The organism is Pseudomonas marvdashtae (assembly GCF_014268655.2).
Lineage (GTDB): Bacteria > Pseudomonadota > Gammaproteobacteria > Pseudomonadales > Pseudomonadaceae > Aquipseudomonas > Aquipseudomonas marvdashtae.
This window is the reverse complement of the sequence record NZ_JABWQX020000004.1, coordinates 110,659-130,540: the sequence shown is the minus strand read 5'-3', so window position 1 is coordinate 130,540 and position 19,882 is coordinate 110,659. Positions and strand designations below refer to the sequence as shown.

General features: G+C 60.3%; 17 protein-coding genes. 7 read left to right on the top strand and 10 right to left on the bottom strand.

Features of this window, described 5'->3' with window-relative positions; genetic code table 11:
- Positions 1–107: 107 nt before the first annotated feature.
- Together pcaK and pcaR are read right to left on the bottom strand one after the other, a co-directional pair.
- A complete protein-coding gene (gene pcaK / locus HU742_RS24290) occupies positions 108–1,454 on the bottom strand; it encodes a 4-hydroxybenzoate transporter PcaK (RefSeq protein ID WP_186644818.1) in 1,347 nt (448 codons plus the stop codon).
- A 109-nt stretch (positions 1,455–1,563) separates the two neighbouring features.
- On the bottom strand, positions 1,564–2,406 hold the full coding sequence (gene pcaR, locus HU742_RS24285; RefSeq protein ID WP_186613492.1) for a pca regulon transcriptional regulator PcaR: 843 nt from the start codon (positions 2,404–2,406) through the stop codon (positions 1,564–1,566).
- A gap of 549 nt (positions 2,407–2,955) precedes the next feature.
- Between pcaR and HU742_RS24280 the strand changes: the two genes are divergently transcribed.
- Both HU742_RS24280 and HU742_RS24275 read left to right on the top strand, forming a co-directional pair.
- On the top strand, positions 2,956–3,156 hold the full coding sequence (locus HU742_RS24280) for a hypothetical protein (RefSeq protein ID WP_186613494.1): 201 nt from the start codon (positions 2,956–2,958) through the stop codon (positions 3,154–3,156).
- A 363-nt stretch (positions 3,157–3,519) separates the two neighbouring features.
- On the top strand, positions 3,520–4,995 hold the full coding sequence (locus tag HU742_RS24275; RefSeq protein ID WP_186613496.1) for an inorganic phosphate transporter: 1,476 nt from the start codon (positions 3,520–3,522) through the stop codon (positions 4,993–4,995).
- Positions 4,996–5,145: 150 nt separating this feature from the next.
- On the opposite strand, the gene ccoM is transcribed toward HU742_RS24275, so the two are convergent.
- From ccoM to HU742_RS24265, 3 genes are all read right to left on the bottom strand, one after another.
- Entirely contained in the window at positions 5,146–5,262 is a 117-nt protein-coding gene (ccoM, locus tag HU742_RS26935) for a cytochrome c oxidase subunit CcoM (RefSeq protein WP_030139315.1), read from the bottom strand.
- 144 nt (positions 5,263–5,406) lie between these two features.
- Positions 5,407–5,568 carry a hypothetical protein gene (locus HU742_RS24270; RefSeq protein WP_186635433.1) on the bottom strand — a complete coding sequence of 54 codons (162 nt, stop codon included), beginning with the start codon at positions 5,566–5,568 and terminating at the stop codon, positions 5,407–5,409.
- Between the two features lie 91 nt (positions 5,569–5,659).
- Positions 5,660–6,001, bottom strand: coding sequence for an aspartate-semialdehyde dehydrogenase (locus HU742_RS24265; protein WP_186635430.1), 342 nt, complete (start codon positions 5,999–6,001; stop codon positions 5,660–5,662).
- A 248-nt stretch (positions 6,002–6,249) separates the two neighbouring features.
- Between HU742_RS24265 and rapA the strand changes: the two genes are divergently transcribed.
- Positions 6,250–9,096, top strand: coding sequence for an RNA polymerase-associated protein RapA (rapA, locus tag HU742_RS24260; RefSeq protein WP_186644815.1), 2,847 nt, complete (start codon positions 6,250–6,252; stop codon positions 9,094–9,096).
- An 86-nt stretch (positions 9,097–9,182) separates the two neighbouring features.
- On the opposite strand, the gene HU742_RS24255 is transcribed toward rapA, so the two are convergent.
- The 4 genes from HU742_RS24255 to HU742_RS24240 form a co-directional block, all read right to left on the bottom strand.
- A complete protein-coding gene (locus HU742_RS24255; RefSeq protein ID WP_186644813.1) occupies positions 9,183–10,022 on the bottom strand; it encodes a cache domain-containing protein in 840 nt (279 codons plus the stop codon).
- 132 nt (positions 10,023–10,154) lie between these two features.
- Positions 10,155–11,036 carry an ATPase gene (locus HU742_RS24250; RefSeq protein WP_186644811.1) on the bottom strand — a complete coding sequence of 294 codons (882 nt, stop codon included), beginning with the start codon at positions 11,034–11,036 and terminating at the stop codon, positions 10,155–10,157.
- Positions 11,037–11,143: 107 nt separating this feature from the next.
- Positions 11,144–12,136 (bottom strand): NAD-dependent epimerase/dehydratase family protein, encoded by a 993-nt coding sequence (locus HU742_RS24245; RefSeq protein WP_186644809.1) that lies wholly within the window; start codon positions 12,134–12,136, stop codon positions 11,144–11,146.
- A 57-nt stretch (positions 12,137–12,193) separates the two neighbouring features.
- Complete coding sequence (locus HU742_RS24240) at positions 12,194–13,093, bottom strand: ArgP/LysG family DNA-binding transcriptional regulator (protein ID WP_186635507.1); 900 nt, start codon at positions 13,091–13,093, stop codon at positions 12,194–12,196.
- 90 nt (positions 13,094–13,183) lie between these two features.
- On the opposite strand from HU742_RS24240, the gene HU742_RS24235 reads away from it, so the two are divergent.
- The 4 genes from HU742_RS24235 (at position 13,184) to HU742_RS24220 (ending at position 18,469) form a co-directional block, all read left to right on the top strand.
- A complete protein-coding gene (locus tag HU742_RS24235) occupies positions 13,184–13,786 on the top strand; it encodes a LysE/ArgO family amino acid transporter (RefSeq protein WP_186644807.1) in 603 nt (200 codons plus the stop codon).
- 174 nt (positions 13,787–13,960) lie between these two features.
- Complete coding sequence (locus HU742_RS24230; RefSeq protein ID WP_186635411.1) at positions 13,961–14,557, top strand: superoxide dismutase; 597 nt, start codon at positions 13,961–13,963, stop codon at positions 14,555–14,557.
- A gap of 310 nt (positions 14,558–14,867) precedes the next feature.
- Positions 14,868–16,919 carry a putative bifunctional diguanylate cyclase/phosphodiesterase gene (locus HU742_RS24225; RefSeq protein ID WP_186635408.1) on the top strand — a complete coding sequence of 684 codons (2,052 nt, stop codon included), beginning with the start codon at positions 14,868–14,870 and terminating at the stop codon, positions 16,917–16,919.
- Between the two features lie 206 nt (positions 16,920–17,125).
- Positions 17,126–18,469 (top strand): imelysin family protein, encoded by a 1,344-nt coding sequence (locus HU742_RS24220; protein ID WP_186635405.1) that lies wholly within the window; start codon positions 17,126–17,128, stop codon positions 18,467–18,469.
- A 90-nt stretch (positions 18,470–18,559) separates the two neighbouring features.
- Here the strand turns inward: HU742_RS24220 and HU742_RS24215 are convergent, their stop codons facing one another.
- Complete coding sequence (locus HU742_RS24215) at positions 18,560–19,795, bottom strand: RNA polymerase sigma factor (RefSeq protein ID WP_186644806.1); 1,236 nt, start codon at positions 19,793–19,795, stop codon at positions 18,560–18,562.
- Between the last annotated feature and the right edge of the window lie 87 nt (positions 19,796–19,882).

Below are 19,882 nucleotides of genomic sequence, written 5' to 3'. Positions count from 1 at the left end.
CTTGGCTATTGATATTTCCTTAACTCGAAAACACACTAAAACCGTGGCGAGGGAAGCTTGCTCCCTCGCCACAGGTGCGGACCCAGCGTTTCGTGCAGGTGAATAACTCAGGTCGCATCCGCATGGCTGACCATGCCCTTGATCACCACCGCCGTGGCCGCCAGGGCTGCGGGCACCACCAATGCGGTCAGGACCTGCTCGAAATTCCAGCCCAAGCCCAACAACGTGGCGCCCATCCACGCACCGAGAATCGCGCCGAACCGGCCGATGCCGAGCATCCAGGAAACGCCAGTGGCCCGGCCCTGGGTCGGATAAAAACGCGCCGCCAGGGACGGCATCGCCGACTGAGCGCCGTTGACGCACATGCCGGCCACCAGCACTAAGGTCGCGAGCAAGGTAATGTTGCCCAGGCTCTGCCCCACCGCGTAGGCAAACAGCCCGGCCATCAGATAAAAAATGCCGATGACCTTGTGCGGGTTGAACCGATCCATCGCCCAACCGACCCCCACTGCGCTCAGCACGCCGCCAAACTGGAACAACGCGCCGATAAACGCGGCTTGTTCCATGCTCGCTCCGCTGTCGCGCATCAGGGTCGGCAGCCAACTGGTCAGCAGATAGACAATCACCAGCCCCATGAAATACGTCAGCCACAGCAACAAGGTGCCGGCGCTGTAGGTGCCGGAGAAAATCACCGCGAGCACGTTACGCGCCTTCACGGTCTTCTGTTCGGGGACGCTGAAGCTTGCCGCCTGGGCGACGGTCTGCGGGTCAATCGGCGCCAGGGTCTTGCGCACCTTGTCGGTGCCACGGTTGCGCACCACCAGATAACGCGCCGATTCCGGCAACCAGAACAACAACACGACCGCCAGGATCAGCGGCAAGATTCCGCCAATCATCAACAGGCTGTGCCAGCCAAAAGCCGGGATCAACTTGGCCGAGATGAACCCGCCGCCGGCCATGCCGAGGTTGAAGCCGCAGAACATGCTGGTGACCAACAGCGACTTCTTGCGCTCCGGGGTGTATTCCGACAACAAGGTGGTGGCGTTCGGCATCCCGGCGCCCAGGCCCAGGCCCGTGAGGAAGCGCAGCACCAGCAACTGGTCGACGTTGGTGCTGTATGCCGACGCCAGGCTGAACCCGCCAAACAACACGACGGCGCCCACCAACACGACTTTTCGCCCGAAGCGATCCGCCAAGGGGCCCGAACCCAATGCGCCGAATACCATGCCGATCAGCGCCGCACTCATCACCGGGCCAAGGCTGGCCCGATCGATCCCCCAATCCTGGGACAGTGCCGGCGCAATGAACCCCATTGCGGCCGTGTCGAGGCCGTCGAGGAAAACAATCAGGAAACACAGAATCACCACCCGCCATTGATAGCGCGAGATGGGTTGGGCATTGATAAAGGACTGCACATCGAGGCAAGTGCCTACGGAAGTCTGGGGCTGGTTCATTTTATTTTTATTCCACGCAAGAAACGCCAGATGACGCTGCGCGACATTAATGAGCCCGAGCAAACACCGTCAATTCAGCGCAGCCGACTGTGTGCGTTTATCGAACAGCTTAAGTGAACAACTGCGCGCTCAGGTCCCGGCTGGCCCCGAGCAAGCCTGGCAAGAATCGTTGTTCCAGCTCGTTGCGGCTGACCCGCCCGGCGTGGGTGCTGACGTTCAGCGCAGCCACAACCTGACCCGAAGCGTCATAGACCGGCACGGCGATCGAACGCAGGCCTTGTTCCAGTTCCTGATCGACGATGCACCAGCCTTGCTGGCGAACCTCCTGCAAGCATTCGAGCAACGCCTCGGGCGTGTGCAATGTCCGGCTGGTCTTGGCGTGCAGGTCGGCATGGTCCAGGTAATCGCGCAGCGAAGCATCGTCCAGGGCCGCCAGTAAAATCCGGCCCATCGACGTGCAATAAGCCGGCAGGCGACCGCCCACGGACAGGTCCACGGAAATCAGCCGCTGGGTGGTGGCCGACCGCGCGATGTAGAGAATATCGTCGCCTTCGAGCGTCGCCATGTTGCAGGCTTCGTGCAGTTGTTCACTCATGCGGTCCAGGTACGGCTGGGCGGAAACGGCCAAGGGCGTCGAGGACAAATAGGCATGGCCCAAGGTCAGCACCTTGGGCAACAGGGAATAAGTACGCCCATCGGTGGTCGCGTAGCCGAGCTTGATCAGGGTGTGCAGGCAACGCCTGACCGCGGCGCGGGGGATTTCGGTGCGGTGGCTGATCTGGGCGATGGTCAAGTGCCGCTTGCGCTCCTGGAACGCCTGGACCACGGCCAGCCCACGGGCCAGCGATGTCATGAAATCCGGGTCGCCGGTGAGGGCCTGGATCCGCTTGGCCGGCGAGGCAACGATCGGCGGCGCGACTGACGTGAAGGCGTTGCGCAATTGGTCGTTCATGTCGGATCCTCTGGAATGACGGTTATTACAAGCGGCTGCCGGGCGGACAGGCAAGGGTCTAACGCCAAGACCGTTCGATTATCGAACCGCCGACCGATAATCGCAACGCCCTCCCCCGGCTTGTTCCTTTTGATTCGCCTCGTCTTACTGGCGTATGAAACTACAGGACGGCGTCGCGATTGCCTTGAACAGATGGAGCGATATTGAACTTGTGGTACAGCTTGAAACTCTCTTGACATAACTAGTACATACAAACATCCCTTCACACAAGGCAACGTACGGTTCAACTTTTACTGATAGTGTTCTTCAGGCAGACCGCTATAATGCGTTCGGTGACGGTTTGGCCAATAGGCTTGCCCGTCTCCGGCATCACAGTGAGCCTCTGTTGTGCCAAAAGCCGGTGCCTGAAGCACCCATGACCGCTTCCCCTGTATCGGCAATATCCGAAGCCCTGATGCTACGTCAGCTATCAGCTCTGGTGCCGTGGCCGTCTGCATGTCTGCATGCAGTGCGTATCACCAGATTAATTTCAACTCATTAGGTAATACTGTGACGAAAGAAGAACTGCGCGCGGAACTTGAGCGCCAGGAACAACGTTACAAGGAAGTTTACGGCGGGGAAATCACCACTTACGCCGCGCAACCAGAACCGGAACGCAAACCTTGGCGTAAACGCGCCACCGTTCAGGACCAGGCTTTCAGCCAGGAACTTCAGAAGATCGAAAAAGAACTCAAGGCCGAAGAGGGTTAACGCTCGGGCTGGACGTTCTTGCTTACCGTGTCCGGTCGTCACCCAGGCCGGCCCTCGGCATCGAGCGCCCGCCAAAAGCGGGCCGTTGTGCTCTTCCACCATCGGCCGGAGAGCTTGATTGCCGGTCCTGCTTTGGATTTTTCGTACGACTATTCCTACTCCCTTCCCATCTCGATGCGAACCCTGCCCACAGGGCATTTGGCCTTTTAAACAAAGGGTTGCGCTCCTGATGGCTCACCGGGACCGGACAGGTTTGCTCACGGTTATTTCGTAGAAGAATGTTACCGATGAGCAGGCAATGCATCGATTAACGCGGTTTTCTGGCATAATCGCGCCCCCTTATGACCGGGTCAGAAAACCTTCATGATCGATTTATTCAGCGGACTGGATGCTTGGGTGCTCGTGAGCCTCTTGCTCGCCCTGGCTTTTGTCCTCGCCTTCGAGTTCATCAACGGCTTTCATGACACCGCTAACGCGGTTGCCACTGTTATCTACACCAAAGCCATGCCGCCCCACCTGGCGGTGTTCTTTTCCGGTGTGTTCAATTTCCTCGGCGTACTGCTGGGCGGCGTAGGCGTGGCGTATGCCATCGTTCACTTGCTGCCGGTGGAGTTGCTGATCAATGTGAACACCGGGCACGGACTGGCCATGGTGTTTTCGCTGCTTGCAGCGGCCATCACCTGGAACCTGGGCACCTGGTACTTCGGTATTCCGGCCTCCAGCTCCCATACGCTGATCGGCTCGATTCTCGGCGTGGGCCTGGCCAACGCCCTGATCAACGATATTCCGTTGGGCGACGGCGTGAACTGGCAGAAAGCGATCGACATCGGTGCCTCCCTGGTGTTCTCGCCGATGGCCGGTTTCCTGATCGCGGCCCTGGTGTTGATCAGCCTGAAATGGTGGCGTCCGCTGTCGAAGATGCACAAGACGCCGGAACAGCGCCGCAAGATTGATGACAAGAAGCATCCGCCATTCTGGAACCGCCTGGTGCTGGTGATTTCCGCCATGGCCGTGAGCTTCGTCCATGGCTCCAACGATGGCCAGAAAGGCATCGGCCTGATCATGCTGGTATTGATCGGTATCGTGCCTGCGCAGTTCGTACTCGACCTGAACAGCACCACCTACCAGATCGAGCGCACTCGCGACGCGACCCTGCACCTGAGCCAGTTCTACAAGCGCAACAACGAGTCCCTCGGCGAGTTCCTGGCCTTGGGCAAAAGCGTCGAAGGCGACCTGCCGGAGAAATTCCGTTGCAACCCGCAGCAGACCGAACCGACCATCAATGCGTTGCTCGACACCCTCAAAGGCGTGGCGGACTATCACTCGCTGCCGTCGGAAAGCCGCATCGAAGTCCGTCGCTACCTGCTCTGCCTCGACGACACGGCGAAAAAAGTCGGCAAGTTGCCTGGGCTGGCGGCGCGTGAAAAAGACGACCTGAACAAGCTGCGCAAGGACCTGACCGCCACCACCGAATACGCCCCATTCTGGGTGATCCTGGCGGTCGCCTTGGCACTCGGCCTGGGCACCATGGTCGGCTGGAAACGCGTGGTATTGACCATCGGCGAGAAGATCGGCAAGCAAGGCATGACCTATGCCCAAGGCATGTCCGCCCAGATCACCACTGCCTGCATGATCGGCGCGGCAAATATATTCAGCCTTCCGGTGTCCACCACCCACGTGCTGTCTTCCGGCGTGGCGGGCACCATGGTCGCCAACAAGAGCGGCCTGCAAGGCGGCACGGTCAAGACAATCCTGCTGGCCTGGGTGTTGACCCTGCCGGCCACGGTGGCCTTGTCTGCCGCACTGTTCTGGCTGGCCTCCAAAGCCATCGGCAGCTGATTTCCAGCGGCACGTAAAAAGGTGCGTCCCTTGCGGTTCGCACCTTTTTTTTAGGTCAGTGATTTTGTAAGCCCAACAATCGCGGCGCAAAAAAAAAGGGCGACCGAAGTCGCCCAAAATGCCTTGCGTGCTCGTTGTCGCTGGAAAGATTTACGGCTTCTTGCGCTTGTGTGCGTCTTTCCAGATGAATAATCCAAAACCTGCGAAAAACACGAACATGAGGCCGACCGTCAACACTCCGGCAAACACCACATTATCGATAAACATGACTGGCCTCCTGGTCTTGCCCTTGTTTCGTTGGAGCCAAGGTAACCAATCAGGCCTGGATAAAAATTGACCGGCGTCAATAACGCTCGTGACTGAGCGAAAAGGAGGGGGAATAACTGATCTGCATCAATGGATCGAGGGGGGTCAGCGCTTTTTCGGTTTGCTTTTGGTTTTTTTCTTCGGCTTGCCCAACGGCATCGCCTGCTCGAACGCCTGGCGGACTTCATTGAGGCGCTTTTCGTTGAGGTCGTGAACGCGCTTGGCGCGCTCAGCGCTAAGATCAACCAGCTTGTCTTCGTGGCTCATGGCGTGTCGGCATCGTACGTGAGTTGCGGATGCGCCCAATGATGCGGGCTGTCGTCGAAGTTGACCAGCCTGTCGGCTCGGTTCGCCTGGATCAGATCTGAATATCGACCCACAGGCCCTGGCGCGACTCCCCCTCCACCAGCGGCACAACCGGCACGGTGTTATCGGCGTTCAGTTCCGTCCCGGGTATAGCCAGGTGCTCCTCAGGATCTTCATCGGCTTCACGACGGCGTCTCTCGCGCTCATGCTTGCGACGCTGTTCCTCGCGCAGCAGCAGCGCGGTTTCTTCCGGGTCACGCTTTTGCAGGTCGATGGTGCTTTCGTTGGAGCTTTCCTGCACGGGGACCACGGGCGGTATGTCCGGTCGCGGGCGGACCGGATCCTGTTGCGCGGTAACGGGTACCGCGCTCAGAGGAAGCATGGGTGGCAACATAAAGGTCTCCTGTCTTCAGGTTGTCGGCTGTGGCGGGTGCAGCTTGAACCGCTGGTCTGAAACTTGTGACCCGGTTGGCATTATGCCCTGCCCACACACAAGCTTGTTTGATCGCGAAGTCCGCTTAAGTTCCCTTGGGGTGGTTGATGGGCAAGCCCACATGAGGCCGGGATGCGTGCGTAAATCCTTTGGTCTGACGGCTCATTCCGTTAAGATAGCCGGCTTTTTCACGGCGGGAGTCAGGCAGCATGGCGCAGCAGTATCAACCGGGGCAACGCTGGATCAGTGACAGCGAAGCCGAGCTGGGTTTAGGCACCGTTCTGGCACAGGACGGCCGCTTGTTGACCGTGCTCTATCCGGCCACTGGCGACACCCGCCAGTACGCGCTACGGAATGCGCCCCTCACCCGTGTACGGTTTTCGCCGGGCGATGTGATCACTCACTTCGAAGGCTGGAAAATGACCGTGCGCGAAGTCGACGACGTCGATGGGCTGCTGGTTTATCACGGCCTCAACGGCCAGAACGAAGTCGTCACGCTGCCGGAAACCCAACTGTCGAATTTCATCCAGTTCCGCCTGGCCAGCGACCGCCTGTTCGCCGGCCAGATCGACCCATTGGCCTGGTTCTCCCTTCGGTACCACACGCTGGAACATACCAGCCGCCAATTGCAGTCGTCGCTCTGGGGCCTGGGTGGCGTACGCGCCCAACCGATCGCGCACCAACTGCACATCGCCCGTGAAGTGGCCGACCGCATCGCGCCCCGGGTATTGCTGGCGGACGAAGTGGGCCTGGGCAAGACCATCGAAGCCGGCCTGATCATCCATCGGCAACTGCTGTCCGGCCGCGCCAACCGTGTGCTGATCCTGGTGCCGGAAAACCTCCAGCACCAATGGCTGGTGGAAATGCGCCGACGCTTCAACCTGCAGGTTGCGCTGTTCGACGAAGAACGCTTTATCGAAAGCGATGCCAGCAACCCGTTCGAAGACACCCAACTGGCACTGGTGGCGCTGGAGTGGCTGGTGGAAGATGAGAAAGCCCAGGACGCGCTGTTCGCCGCCGGCTGGGACTTGATGGTCGTCGACGAAGCCCATCACCTGGTCTGGCATGAAGACCACGTGAGCCCGCAATACGCGCTAGTCGAACAGCTTGCCGAAACGATCCCGGGTGTGTTGTTGCTGACCGCAACCCCAGAACAATTGGGCCAAGACAGCCACTTCGCCCGTCTGCGCCTGCTCGACCCGAACCGTTTCCATGACCTCAAGGCCTTCCGCGCCGAGAGCGAAAACTATCGCCCGGTGGCCGAGGCCGTTCAGGAGCTGTTGGACAAAGGTCGCCTGTCGCCTGAAGCCCACAAGACCATCCATGGTTTCCTGGGTAACGAAGGCGAAGCGCTGCTGACCGCCGTCAACGATGGCGATATCGAAGCCAGCGCCCGCCTGGTTCGCGAATTGCTGGACCGCCACGGCACCGGCCGCGTGCTGTTTCGCAATACTCGCGCCGCCGTACAGGGCTTCCCGGAGCGCAAGCTGCACGCCTATCCGTTGCCGTGCCCGGATGAATACCTTGAACTGCCATTGGGCGATCACGCCGAGCTGTACCCGGAAGTCAGCTTCCAGGCCCAGCCGGACGCCAGTGAAGAAGAGCGCTGGTGGAAATTCGATCCGCGCGTCGAGTGGCTGATCGATCAGTTGAAAATGCTCAAACGCACCAAAGTCCTGGTGATCTGTGCGCACGCCGAAACCGCCATGGACCTGGAAGACGCCCTGCGCGTGCGCTCCGGCATCCCGGCCACGGTGTTCCACGAGGGCATGAACATCCTTGAGCGAGACCGCGCGGCCGCCTACTTCGCCGACGAAGAGTTTGGTGCCCAGGTGCTGATCTGCTCGGAAATCGGCAGCGAAGGTCGCAACTTCCAGTTTGCCCATCACCTGGTCCTGTTCGACCTGCCGGCGCACCCGGACCTGCTGGAACAACGCATCGGCCGACTGGACCGGATCGGCCAGAAACACACGATCGAGCTGCACGTGCCCTATTTGGAAACCAGCCCGCAGGCGAGGTTGTTCCAGTGGTATCACGAAGCGCTGAATGCGTTCCTCAACACCTGCCCGACCGGCAACGCCTTGCAACACCAGTTTGGCCCGCGCCTGCTGCCCTTGCTGGAAGAAGCCGATGACGGCGAGTGGCAAACGCTGATCGACGAGGCGCGCGCCGAGCGTGAACGCCTGGAAGCCGAACTGCATACCGGCCGTGATCGTCTGCTGGAGCTCAATTCCGGCGGTGCGGGAGAAGGTGACGCATTGGTGGAAGCCATATTCGAACAGGACGACCAGTTCGCCCTGCCGATCTACATGGAAACCCTGTTCGACGCCTTCGGCATCGACAGCGAGGACCATTCCGACAACGCGCTGATCCTCAAGCCGAGCGAAAAAATGCTCGACGCCAGTTTCCCGCTGGGCGACGACGAAGGCGTGACCATCACTTACGACCGCAACCAGGCGCTGTCTCGCGAAGACATGCAATTCATCACCTGGGAGCATCCGATGGTGCAAGGCGGCATGGACCTGGTGCTGTCCGGCTCCATGGGCAACACCGCCGTGGCGCTGATCAAGAACAAGGCACTCAAGCCCGGCACCGTGTTGCTGGAACTGCTCTACGTCAGCGAAGTGGTTGCCCCACGCTCGCTGCAACTGGGCCGCTACCTGCCACCGGCCGCCCTGCGCTGCCTGCTGGATGCCAACGGCAACGACTTGGCGGCCCGGGTCTTGTTCGAAACCCTGAACGACCAGCTCGAAAGCGTGCCCCGCGCCAGCGCCAACAAGTTCATCCAGGCCCAGCGTGACCAGCTGTCACCACGGATCAATGCTGGCGAAGAGAAGATCATCCCGCGCCATGCCGAGCGCGTGGCCGAGGCTCAACGCCGCCTTGCAGCCGATACCGAAGAGGAGCTGGCACGTCTGACCGCGCTGCAAGCGGTGAACCCTACCGTGCGCGATAGCGAGCTGGAGGCTTTGCGTCAGCAGCGCGAGCAAGGGCTGGCGATGCTGGAGAAGGCTGCGTTGCGGTTGGAGGCGATTCGGGTGTTGGTGGCGGGCTGATTTCAGCGGTTTTTGCGTGTGTATATCCGTTTCTTCGGTAACGGATATACACCCAGAAACCCAGAACCCAAAACCCAGAAACCACCTCAAGGACTGTAATACCCCACCGCAACCAGCAGATGCCCCGCCTTCTTCAAATAGGCATGCTTGTTCTCGACCTTCCCCGTCACCGGATTCTTCCAGCGATACTCATACTCCCCCGCATCCTGCTTACCAATCATGGCCAATATCGGCTCGCCCACAGGCTTGCTATCCGGATCCTTGACCTTGGCAAAATCAGTATTGATCAAGCGCAGGTTGGTGCCATGACCGACATAGCGTCGCGTATCAAGGTCGACGACAAAGACATACAGGTCATCCTGAAGATAGCCGCCCTTGAGGGAGTTGATCGCCGTCAGCGTCGCTTTCTGGTTTTTCAACAAGTCGGCCGACGCCTTGTCCAGCAGCGCCCTGGCCTGTTCGGCTGAGGCCCGTGGCAGGTAATAGCCGACCGCGAGGATTCGCTCACCGACCCGCTGAAAGTACACATGCTTGCGCTCGACCTTGCCGTCGGCCCAGTTCTGCCAACGGTACTCAGCCTGCTGGATACCGCTGGCTTCAGGGGTTTTCAGTGCGTCCTTGAAAGCCTTGCGCAAATCCGGCCCCAACACCTCGGAAACGTCTCGCCCGATCAATGCTGACGAGGGACCGCCGCTGGCGAGCATCACGCCTTGGGTGTCGACCACAAACACGTAGCGGTCCTTGTCGACGAACTCGCCTTGGCGGCTGAAGGCGGCGAACGCATAGTCGCCGTAGTCGTCATAGTAGGCCAGGGCCTTTTCCAGCAGTGCCCGGGCTGCCTGGCCGTCGTCCGGAGTGGCGGCCTGGACCTGTGTTACCAGAAACAGCAACGCCGTCAGCCTGGCCATCTTTCGAATCAATCCCATGCGCGCGCCCTCGTTCTTGTTGATGTTCCAAGAGCGTAGACGGCGCGGGGTGATGTGGGAGTATTCAGGGGATTGTTGCGAGGGCAAGCACAAACCTGTGGAAGCGAGCTGGCTTCCACAGGTTCCAGGGCGTCACTGGGCCCGGTTGCTCAGTTGCTGTTGCAGGTACTGGATCTGCGATTGCAGGGTATTGATGTTACGCGTGACCTGACCACGGAAGGCATCGAACTCCGCAGCAGAGCCGCCCGAACGATTCTCCTGTTGGCTCTTGAGCACGACCATGTCCTGTTCCAGGCGTTCGATGGCCGAGCTCGAGGTGGCTCTTTTCAAAGCGGTGATGTCGGCACCGATGCTCTTGAGCTGGGCATCCAGCGCGCCGCCCTCGCCCTGGTTCTTCAAGGCTGATACCTCAGCCGCCAACGTTTTGACCTGGCCCTGAAGCTGGGTATTGGCTGCTTGCAGCTGGGTGTAGGCGTTCTGCTGTTCGGAGTCCTGGGCAATCATCTGGGCCAGCTGCTTATCCAGGTCGGCAGATGGACCGAACGCGCCTTGCAGGAGTTTGTATTGTTCTTGCAGCTTGCCTTCGAATTGCCGTGCCTGGTCCTGCAGCTTGTTATCCAACTGTTTGATCTGCAATTTCAACGCTTCACTGTCGCTCATCACGTTGGACTGCCCAGCGACCACTTTGCCGGAAATATCCTGCAAGCGTCCCGCCGCATCCTCACTGATCCGCGCGAAGCTTTCCTGAGTGGCCACCAGCTGTTGTTCCATCAAGGAGATCTGCTGGAAACTCCACCAAGCCAGGAATGCCAGGGCACACAGCAGGGCGCCGACCAATGCCCACAACGGCCCAGTGCTGGGAGCCTTGACCTTGGCCGCCGCAGCGGGTGCCGGACGCGCTTGCACGCGGGGCTCGCGGTTGGTCGGGAAGTCATCGTCATCGGGAATGTCGGCCCGCATCCGCAGGCTCGGTACATCATCGAAGTCGTCGTCGGCATCGTTACGCATGGGCATGGGTTCAACCTTTGGAAAACCGGTAATGGCTCGGTGCAGCGAGTATAACCCCCTCACCCGCCGCACCCATTGACCCCGAACTGGGCACTCGGTTCATGACGGACCGATCAGCGGGCATCTTGGACGCGCCACCAGGCGCAAAATTCATCAAGGGCGGCCCACAAACTGACCTGCGGATCATAATCGAGATAATGCCGCGCCCGACCGATGTCCAAGGTGAAATTCCTGTTCATGACCTGCATGCCCAGGCGCGACAGCGTCGGCTCGGGGCGGCCGGGCCACAGCGCGCAGAAACCTTCATTCATGGCCGCGACGCTGTAGGCCAGCCCGTAGGAGCGGTAGCGCCTGACCTGTGGGACCTCCATTTGTCGCATTACGTAATTGACCACGTCCCACAGCGGGACCGGCGCTCCGTTGCTGATGTTGTAGGCCTTGCCCAAGGCTGAATCGGTGGCCAGCAAGCTGCTGAGCAGCGCTTCGTTGAGGTTCTGTACGCTGGTGAAATCGACCTTGTTCAATCCGTTGCCGACTATAGCCAGTCGCCCCTTGCGCTGCATCTTGAGCAGTCGCGGGAAGACGCTCATGTCGCCGGCCCCGGTGACGAAACGCGGCCGCAGGGCCAACACTTCCAGGCCGAACTCCTGGGCGCCGAAGACTTTCTGTTCGGCCAGGTATTTGGTGGCGGCATAGGGATGCTTGAAGCGTTTGGGCACTTGCTCTTCGGTCAACCCGAGGTGGTCACGACCGTCGAAATAAATGGACGGCGATGAGAGATGCACCAATCGCCGGACCTTCTGCTTCAGGCAAGCCTCGACGATGTTTTCGGTGAGTTGGACGTTGCCCTGGTGGAAATCCTGATAGCGTCCCCAGACGCCCACCGAACCGGCGCAATGCACCACGGCATCGATATCGCGACACAGATCACGGGCCAGCATCGGGTCGATCAGGTCGCCCTCGATGAACTCGGCGCCGCGCCGGACCAGATGCTCAACGCTTTCGGCCCGGCGGCCGTTGACCCGAACATCCAGGCCTTGCTCCAAGGCAAAACGCGCAAAGCGTCCGCCAATGAAGCCACTTGCGCCGGTGACCAGAATTTTCATGTAGTGCTCCTAAAATCAGTTTCGAGCTACAAGCCAAGAGCTGCAAGCCATACGACTTCAATTCACTGCTTGCAGCGTGCTGCTTGTCGCTGCGATCAATTGTTCGGTCAGCAAACCGAGCAACTGTCCGCCATTGCGCCAATGATGCCAGTACAGCGGAACGTCGATCGGCTTATCTGCCAGCAATTCCACCAACTCGCCTCGCTCCAACTGCTCGCGCACTTGCAGCTCAGGCACCAGGCCCCATCCCAGCCCCGCCTCGATGAGGCGAATGAAGCCTTCGGACGAAGGACACAAATGGTGCTCGAAACCGCCTTCGACGCCGAGGGACGCCAGGTATCGGTGTTGCAGGAAATCGTCCGGGCCGAATACCAGGGCCGGCGTGCGCGCCAGCTGATCGGCGCGCACCCCTTCGGGGAAATGTCGGGTGATGAACGCAGGACAGGCAAGCGCACGATAGCGCATCGCCCCCAGCAATACGCTGCGGGCCCCGGCCACCGGGCGTTCGCTTGCGCAGACACACGCCGCTACTTCGCCGGCGCGCATTCGCTTGAGTCCCACGGTCTGGTCTTCCACCACCAGGTCGAGCAACAGATGCTGTTCCGCACAAAAAGCCCCCACGGCACCGGCCCACCACGTGGCCAGGCTGTCGGCGTTCAATGCAATCCGCAGGCGCTCCGGCACCCCTTCCTCATCCAGCGCCGGCACCAGGCTTTGCAGGTCACGCTCCAGTAGCCGGACCTGTTGCACATGGTTGAGTAATCGGCGGCCGATTTCGGTCGGCGCCGGCGGCGTGACGCGCACCAGGACGGGCTGGCCGACCCGTGCTTCCAGCAGTTTTATTCGCTGGGAGATGGCCGACTGCGACAATCCCAGCACCTGCGCGGCACGCTCGAAACCGGCCTGCTCGACGACGGCTGCCAAGGCAGAAAGCAGTTTGTAATCGAACATCAGTATTCCTAATGGGCAATCAGCAACATTGGTTTTTCTTATACGCCCCTGCACCGGAGAATGACCAGCATTGCGAACAATCAAGGGGAAGAATTCATGTGGCAAAGTTACGTCAACGGGCTGCTGGTAGCGCTTGGATTGATCATGGCGATTGGCGCCCAAAACGCGTTTGTGCTGGCTCAGAGCCTGCGGCGTGAGCATCACCTGCCAGTGGCCGCGGTGTGCATCATTTGCGATGCGCTATTGGTCGCCGCCGGCGTGTTCGGGTTGGCGACGCTGCTGGCTCAAAGCCCGCTGCTGCTTTCGATCGCACGATGGGGCGGCGCGGCGTTCCTGCTCTGGTACGGCAGCCAGGCGCTGCGTCGGGCGTGTTCGAAACAGAGCCTGCAGCGCAGTGAAGAACACGTCACGCGCTCATTGCGAACCGTGCTGCTCAGCGCCTTGGCGGTCACACTGCTCAACCCCCATGTTTATCTGGACACGGTGTTGCTGATTGGCTCCCTCGGCGCCCAGCAAAGCGTCCCCGGTGCTTATGTGGTGGGCGCGGCCAGCGCCTCGCTGCTTTGGTTTTCCACCTTGGCGCTGGGCGCCGCGTGGCTGGCCCCTTGGCTGGCCCGACCCGCTACCTGGCGAATCCTCGACCTGCTGGTGGCACTGATGATGTTCACCGTGGCGGTGCAGCTGATCGTCTTCGGCTGATATTCCAAACCGCTCTGGAACCTCTATTCCACACAGTTGTTGCGTGGTTATGCCGCACCCCCGGTGCTATGATCCGACTCCTGCGCCGCAAAGAGTACAAACTCCCCGGCGCTAGTCTGGCCGCCCGTGATCGGCCTTGCGCTCACCGCAACTGACCTGATTAGGAGAATCACCATGGCTTTCGAATTGCCGCCGCTGCCCTATCCTCACGATGCACTGCAGCCGCACATCTCCAAAGAGACTCTGGAATACCACCACGACAAGCACCACAACACCTATGTCGTGAACCTGAACAACCTGGTGCCTGGCACCGAGTTCGAAGGCAAGACCCTGGAAGAAATCGTCAAGACTTCCTCGGGCGGTATCTTCAACAACGCCGCTCAGGTCTGGAACCACACCTTCTACTGGAACTGCCTGGCGCCAAACGCCGGCGGTCAACCAACCGGCGCACTGGCTGAAGCCATCAACGCTGCCTTCGGTTCGTTCGACAAGTTCAAGGAAGAATTCAGCAAGACGTCCATCGGCACCTTCGGTTCCGGCTGGGGCTGGCTGGTGAAAAAGGCTGACGGTTCCCTGGCCCTGGCCAGCACCATCGGCGCCGGCAACCCGCTGACCAGCGGCGACACCCCGCTGCTGACCTGCGACGTCTGGGAACACGCCTACTACATCGACTACCGCAACGTTCGCCCGAAATACGTCGAAGCGTTCTGGAACCTGGTCAACTGGAAGTTCGTGGCTGAGCAGTTCGAAGGCAAAGCCTTTACTGCCTAAGCTTTGATGCCAGGAAAAAGGCGCTTTTCCCGAGAGGGCAAAGCGCCTTTTTTTTAAGCTTGCATCCACAATCCCCAGCAGCAGGCACATGACCTCGCGTCTGAAACCCAATAAAAAATCCCGCCAGGCCTCAAGTTGCGGGCCCTTCCAACCGAAACAATGGTCGTAGAGTAATAACTCTGTAGACACCGTATAACGGCCAGGCTTCAGGCGAAAACCCTTGTGTTTGATTGTCCCTTTGACTGACATCACAGGATTGCCAATACTCATGGCAACTTGACGCTATCCGCACGAAACAAGGAATCCATCTTTGAAGCTGGAACTTAAAAACAGCTTGTCTGTGAAGTTGCTCCGGGTCGTGCTCCTCTCGGCGTTGATCGTTGGCATGATCTTGAGCTGTGCCCAGATCGTGTTCGACGCCTACAAAACCAACCGGGCCGTAGCTGTCGACGCCCAGCGCATCCTTGATATGTTCCGCGACCCTTCTACCCAGGCGGTCTACAGCCTGGATCGGGAGATGGGCATGCAGGTGATCGAAGGGCTGTTCCAGGACGAGGCCGTGCGCATGGCCTCCATCGGCCACCCTCGCGAAACCATGCTTGCCGAAAAAACCCGGCCCTTGCAGCGCTCCGAAAGCCGCTGGCTGACCGACCTGATCCTTGGCCAGGAACGAACCTTCACCACACAACTGGTGGGCCGCGGTCCCTACAGCGAGTATTACGGCGACCTGAGCATCACGCTCGATACCGCGACCTACGGCCAGGGCTTCATTGTCAGCTCCGTGATCATCTTCATTTCCGGGATGCTGCGCGCCCTCGCCATGGGGCTGGTGCTGTACCTGGTCTATCACTGGCTGCTGACCAAGCCGTTGTCGCGGATTATCCAGCACCTGACCGAAATCAACCCTGACCGCCCAAGCGCACACAAGATCCCGCAGCTGCGAGGCCATGAGAAAAACGAGCTGGGCCTGTGGATCAATACCGCCAATCAGCTCCTGGCCTCCATCGAGCGCAACACCCATCTACGCCACGAAGCCGAGAACAGCTTGTTGCGCATGGCGCAGTACGACTTCCTGACTGGCTTGCCCAATCGCCAGCAGCTGCAACAACAACTCGACAAGATCCTGGTAGATGCCGGACGCCTGCAACGTCGCGTGGCGGTGCTCTGCGTGGGGCTGGATGATTTCAAGAGCATCAACGAACAGTTCAGCTACCAGACCGGCGACCAGTTGCTGCTGGCCCTGGCTGATCGGCTGCGGGCTCACAGCGGACGCCTCGGTGCGTTGGCCCGGTTGGGCGGTGACCAGTTCGCCCTGGTCCAGGCCGATATCGAGCAACCTTACGAGGCCGCCGAACTGGCCCAGAGCATTCTGGATGACTTGGAAGCGCCGTTCGCGCTGGATGATCAGGAGATCCGCCTACGGGCAACCATCGGTATCACCCTGTTTCCCGAGGACGGCGACAGCACCGAGAAGCTGCTGCAAAAGGCCGAGCAGACCATGACGCTGGCCAAGACCCGCTCGCGCAATCGCTACCAGTTCTACATCGCCAGCGTCGACAGCGAGATGCGCCGCCGTCGCGAACTGGAAAAGGACCTGCGCGAGGCGCTGGCCCGCGGGCAATTCAGCCTGGTGTACCAGCCACAGATCAGTTATCGCGATTTGCGCGTGGTGGGCACCGAAGCCTTGATCCGCTGGCATCATCCGGAACACGGTCTCGTGCCGCCAGACCTGTTCATTCCCCTGGCCGAGCAGAACGGCACCATCATTGCCATTGGCGAATGGGTACTGGACCAGGCCTGCAAGCAATTGCGCGAATGGCACGACCAAGGCTTCGTCGACTTGCGCATGGCGGTCAACCTGTCCACCGTTCAATTGCACCACGCCGAATTGCCGCGGGTGGTGAACAACTTCCTGCAGATGTATCGCTTGCCGCCTCGCAGCCTGGAGCTGGAAGTCACCGAGACCGGCCTGATGGAAGACATCACCACCGCTGCCCAGCACCTGCTGAGCCTGCGCCGTTCCGGTGCGCTGATTGCCATCGATGACTTCGGAACCGGCTATTCCTCGTTGAGTTACCTCAAGAGCCTGCCGCTGGACAAGATCAAGATCGACAAGAGCTTCGTCCAGGACCTGCTCGACGACGAAGACGACGCCACCATCGTCCGGGCCATCATCCAGCTAGGCAAAAGCCTGGGGATGCAGGTCATTGCCGAAGGCGTCGAGACGATCGAGCAAGAGGCCTACATCATCTCCGAGGGCTGCCATGAAGGTCAGGGGTATTACTACAGCAAACCCCTGCCGGCACGGGAACTGGGCCTTTATCTGAAGCAGGCGGAGCGCACCAAGGCCTCCATCGTCTGATTCTTTTGCGCTGCCATTGCTCCGTTCCAGGAGTTGGCAACGAGACAATCCCTACAGACGCCGCCCACACGCGGCGATCTGCATCATTAAATAAGAAATATTTACAGCCACAGCCCTTTACACATAATGCAAATCTTTCGCATTATGTCGCAGCTTTTGCGCACCCTTGCGCCTGTCCCATTCATCACCGAAGCAGGATGTTCGCCATGATTCGTATGCCTCTGGCTACCGCCAGTCTGTTGGCCATCGCTATTTCCCTCGCCGGTTGCGGCGAAGGCAAAGACAAGGCCGCCGCGCCGCAAGCGCCAACGCCGGCCGCCAGTACCGCTGCTCCGGCTGCCCCCGCTGCCGCTGGCAAGATCGACGAAACCGCCGCCAAGGCTGTTGTCGCGCACTATGCCGACATCGTCTATGCCGTCTACAGCGATGCCGAATCCACCGCGAAAACCCTGCAAACCGCCGTCGACGCGTTCCTGGCCAAGCCGAACGCCGACACCCTGAAAGCCGCCAAGGCTGCCTGGGTCGCCGCCCGCGTGCCTTACCTGCAGAGCGAAGTGTTCCGCTTCGGCAACACCATCATCGACGACTGGGAAGGCCAAGTGAACGCATGGCCCCTGGACGAGGGCCTGATCGACTATGTCGACAAGTCCTACGAGCATGCCCTGGGTAACCCGGGCGCCACCGCCAACATCATCGCCAATACCGAAGTTCAGGTCGGCGAAGACAAGGTCGATGTCAAGGACATTACCCCGGAAAAACTCGCCAGCCTGAACGAGCTGGGCGGTTCCGAGGCGAACGTCGCAACGGGCTACCACGCCATCGAATTCCTCCTGTGGGGCCAGGACCTCAACGGCACCGGCCCTGGTGCTGGCAATCGCCCAGCTTCGGATTACCTGGAAGGCGCAGGCGCCACCGGTGGCCACAACGACCGTCGACGTGCCTATCTGAAGTCCGTGACCCAGCTGCTGGTCAACGACCTGCAGGAAATGGTCGGTAACTGGAAGCCGAACGTGGCCGACAACTACCGCGCCACCCTGGAAGCCGAGCCGGCCGAAACCGGCCTGCGCAAAATGCTGTTCGGCATGGGCAGCCTGTCCCTGGGCGAACTGGCGGGCGAGCGCATGAAGGTGTCCCTGGAAGCCAACTCGCCAGAAGACGAGCAGGACTGCTTCAGCGACAACACCCACTACTCGCATTTCTACGATGCCAAGGGTGTCCGTAACGTTTACCTGGGCGAATACTCCCGCGTAGACGGCACCAAGATGACCGGCGCCAGCCTGTCGTCGCTGGTAGCCAAGGCCGATCCGGCCGCTGACACCGCGCTCAAGGCCGACCTCGCCGACACCGAAGCCAAGATCCAGGTCATGGTCGATCACGCCAACAAGGGTGAGCACTACGATCAGTTGATCGCCGCCGGCAACACCGCGGGCAACCAGATCGTGCGCGACGCCATCGCCGCCCTGGTCAAGCAGACCGGTTCGATCGAACAAGCCGCAGGCAAGCTGGGCATCAGCGACCTGAACCCGGACAGCGCTGATCACGAGTTCTGATCAACGTTGGGCGAATGAGAAAGGCGACCTTCGGGTCGCCTTTTTTGTTGAAGTCGGCCGGAAATGGAATGCCAGCGAGCCTTTGGACTATTAATCCAACCCGGCCAACCTGGCTTCGATAAACCGTCGCTCCGGCAATTGCTGCGTCAGTTCAAGCGCCCGTCCATAAGCCGCCCTCGCCTCCTCCACCCGCCCCAACTGCCGACAGAATTCCGCCCGCGCCGAATGGGCCAGGTGATAGTCGAGCAACTCACCCCTTGCGAGTATCCCCTCGACCAGACTTAACCCTGCCTGCGGCCCATCGCGCTTGGCCAGGGCAGCCGCGCGGTTGAGCTCGATGACTGGCGATGGCATCGCGCGCAACAACACATCGTAGAGGCCAACGATCTGCGGCCAGTCGGTTTCTTGCGCGGTGGGCGCTTCAGCGTGCACGGCGGCAATCGCTGCTTGCAGACAATAGGGTCCGAACCGCCGGGTGTTGAGCGCGGCCTCCACCATGGCACAGCCTTCGGCGATCATCCCTTGATCCCACAGGGATCGGTCCTGCTCGTCCAGCAGAATCAGTTCACCCGTCACCGAGCTTCGTGCCCGGCGTCGCGATTCGTGCAACAGCATCAGCGCCAACAACCCCATGACTTCAGCTTCCGGCAACAACTCCATCAGCAAACGCGCGAGGCGTATGGCTTCGCGGGTGAGATCTTCACGGGTCAATTCGGCGCCCATCGAGGCCGAATACCCCTCGTTGAACACCAGGTAAATCACCCGTAACACACTGTCGAGTCGTTCCGGGAGTTCGGTGCGCGATGGCACTTGATAGGGAATCTTCGCGTCGCGAATCTTCGCCTTGGCCCGAACGATGCGCTGGGCGATGGCCGCCGGCGCGGCGAGAAAGGCACGGGCAATTTCTTCGGTGGTCAAGTCGCACACTTCACGCAGCGTCAACGGCACCTGGGCATCAGCCGCCAGGGCCGGATGGCAACAGGTAAAAATCAGCCGAAGGCGATCGTCTTCCACGTCCTCACCACTCCAATCGGCCTGCTCCAGCTCTTCGAGCTGTGCAACCAGCATCGGCTGGGACGCCGCGAAGCGCGCCCGACGGCGCAGGCTGTCAATCGCCTTGAAACGTCCGGCGGACACGAGCCACGCCCGCGGATTGTCCGGCACACCGTCGCGCTCCCAGCGCTCGACCGCAATGAAGAACGCTTCGTGCAGGGCTTCTTCGGCAAGATCAAAGTCGCCCAGCAAGCGAATCAGCGTTGCCAGGATCCGCCGCGAGTCCTGCCGATAAACCTGCTCGACCCGCGCCTTGACCGCCTCGCCCGGCATCAGTCGGGCATGCCTTGGGCTATCAGCATTTCGAGCCGGCCGACGGCCCACTCCAAAGATGCGGGTTTGAGACTCATGGACACAGTC

Bases quoted from the DNA above. Each gene is read 5' to 3' on its own strand.
- HU742_RS24230 (WP_186635411.1), top strand. From the start codon at position 13,961: ATGGCTTTCGAATTGCCGCCGCTGCCCTATCCTCACGATGCACTGCAG.
- HU742_RS24245 (WP_186644809.1), bottom strand. From the start codon at position 12,136: ATGAAAATTCTGGTCACCGGCGCAAGTGGCTTCATTGGCGGACGCTTT.
- ccoM (WP_030139315.1), bottom strand. From the start codon at position 5,262: ATGTTTATCGATAATGTGGTGTTTGCCGGAGTGTTGACGGTCGGCCTC.
- HU742_RS24275 (WP_186613496.1), top strand. From the start codon at position 3,520: ATGATCGATTTATTCAGCGGACTGGATGCTTGGGTGCTCGTGAGCCTC.
- HU742_RS24265 (WP_186635430.1), bottom strand. From the start codon at position 6,001: ATGTTGCCACCCATGCTTCCTCTGAGCGCGGTACCCGTTACCGCGCAA.
- pcaK (WP_186644818.1), bottom strand. From the start codon at position 1,454: ATGAACCAGCCCCAGACTTCCGTAGGCACTTGCCTCGATGTGCAGTCC.
- HU742_RS24270 (WP_186635433.1), bottom strand. From the start codon at position 5,568: ATGAGCCACGAAGACAAGCTGGTTGATCTTAGCGCTGAGCGCGCCAAG.
- HU742_RS24235 (WP_186644807.1), top strand. From the start codon at position 13,184: ATGTGGCAAAGTTACGTCAACGGGCTGCTGGTAGCGCTTGGATTGATC.
- rapA (WP_186644815.1), top strand. From the start codon at position 6,250: ATGGCGCAGCAGTATCAACCGGGGCAACGCTGGATCAGTGACAGCGAA.
- pcaR (WP_186613492.1), bottom strand. From the start codon at position 2,406: ATGAACGACCAATTGCGCAACGCCTTCACGTCAGTCGCGCCGCCGATC.
- HU742_RS24255 (WP_186644813.1), bottom strand. From the start codon at position 10,022: ATGGGATTGATTCGAAAGATGGCCAGGCTGACGGCGTTGCTGTTTCTG.
- HU742_RS24220 (WP_186635405.1), top strand. From the start codon at position 17,126: ATGATTCGTATGCCTCTGGCTACCGCCAGTCTGTTGGCCATCGCTATT.
- HU742_RS24250 (WP_186644811.1), bottom strand. From the start codon at position 11,036: ATGCCCATGCGTAACGATGCCGACGACGACTTCGATGATGTACCGAGC.
- HU742_RS24215 (WP_186644806.1), bottom strand. From the start codon at position 19,795: ATGCCGGGCGAGGCGGTCAAGGCGCGGGTCGAGCAGGTTTATCGGCAG.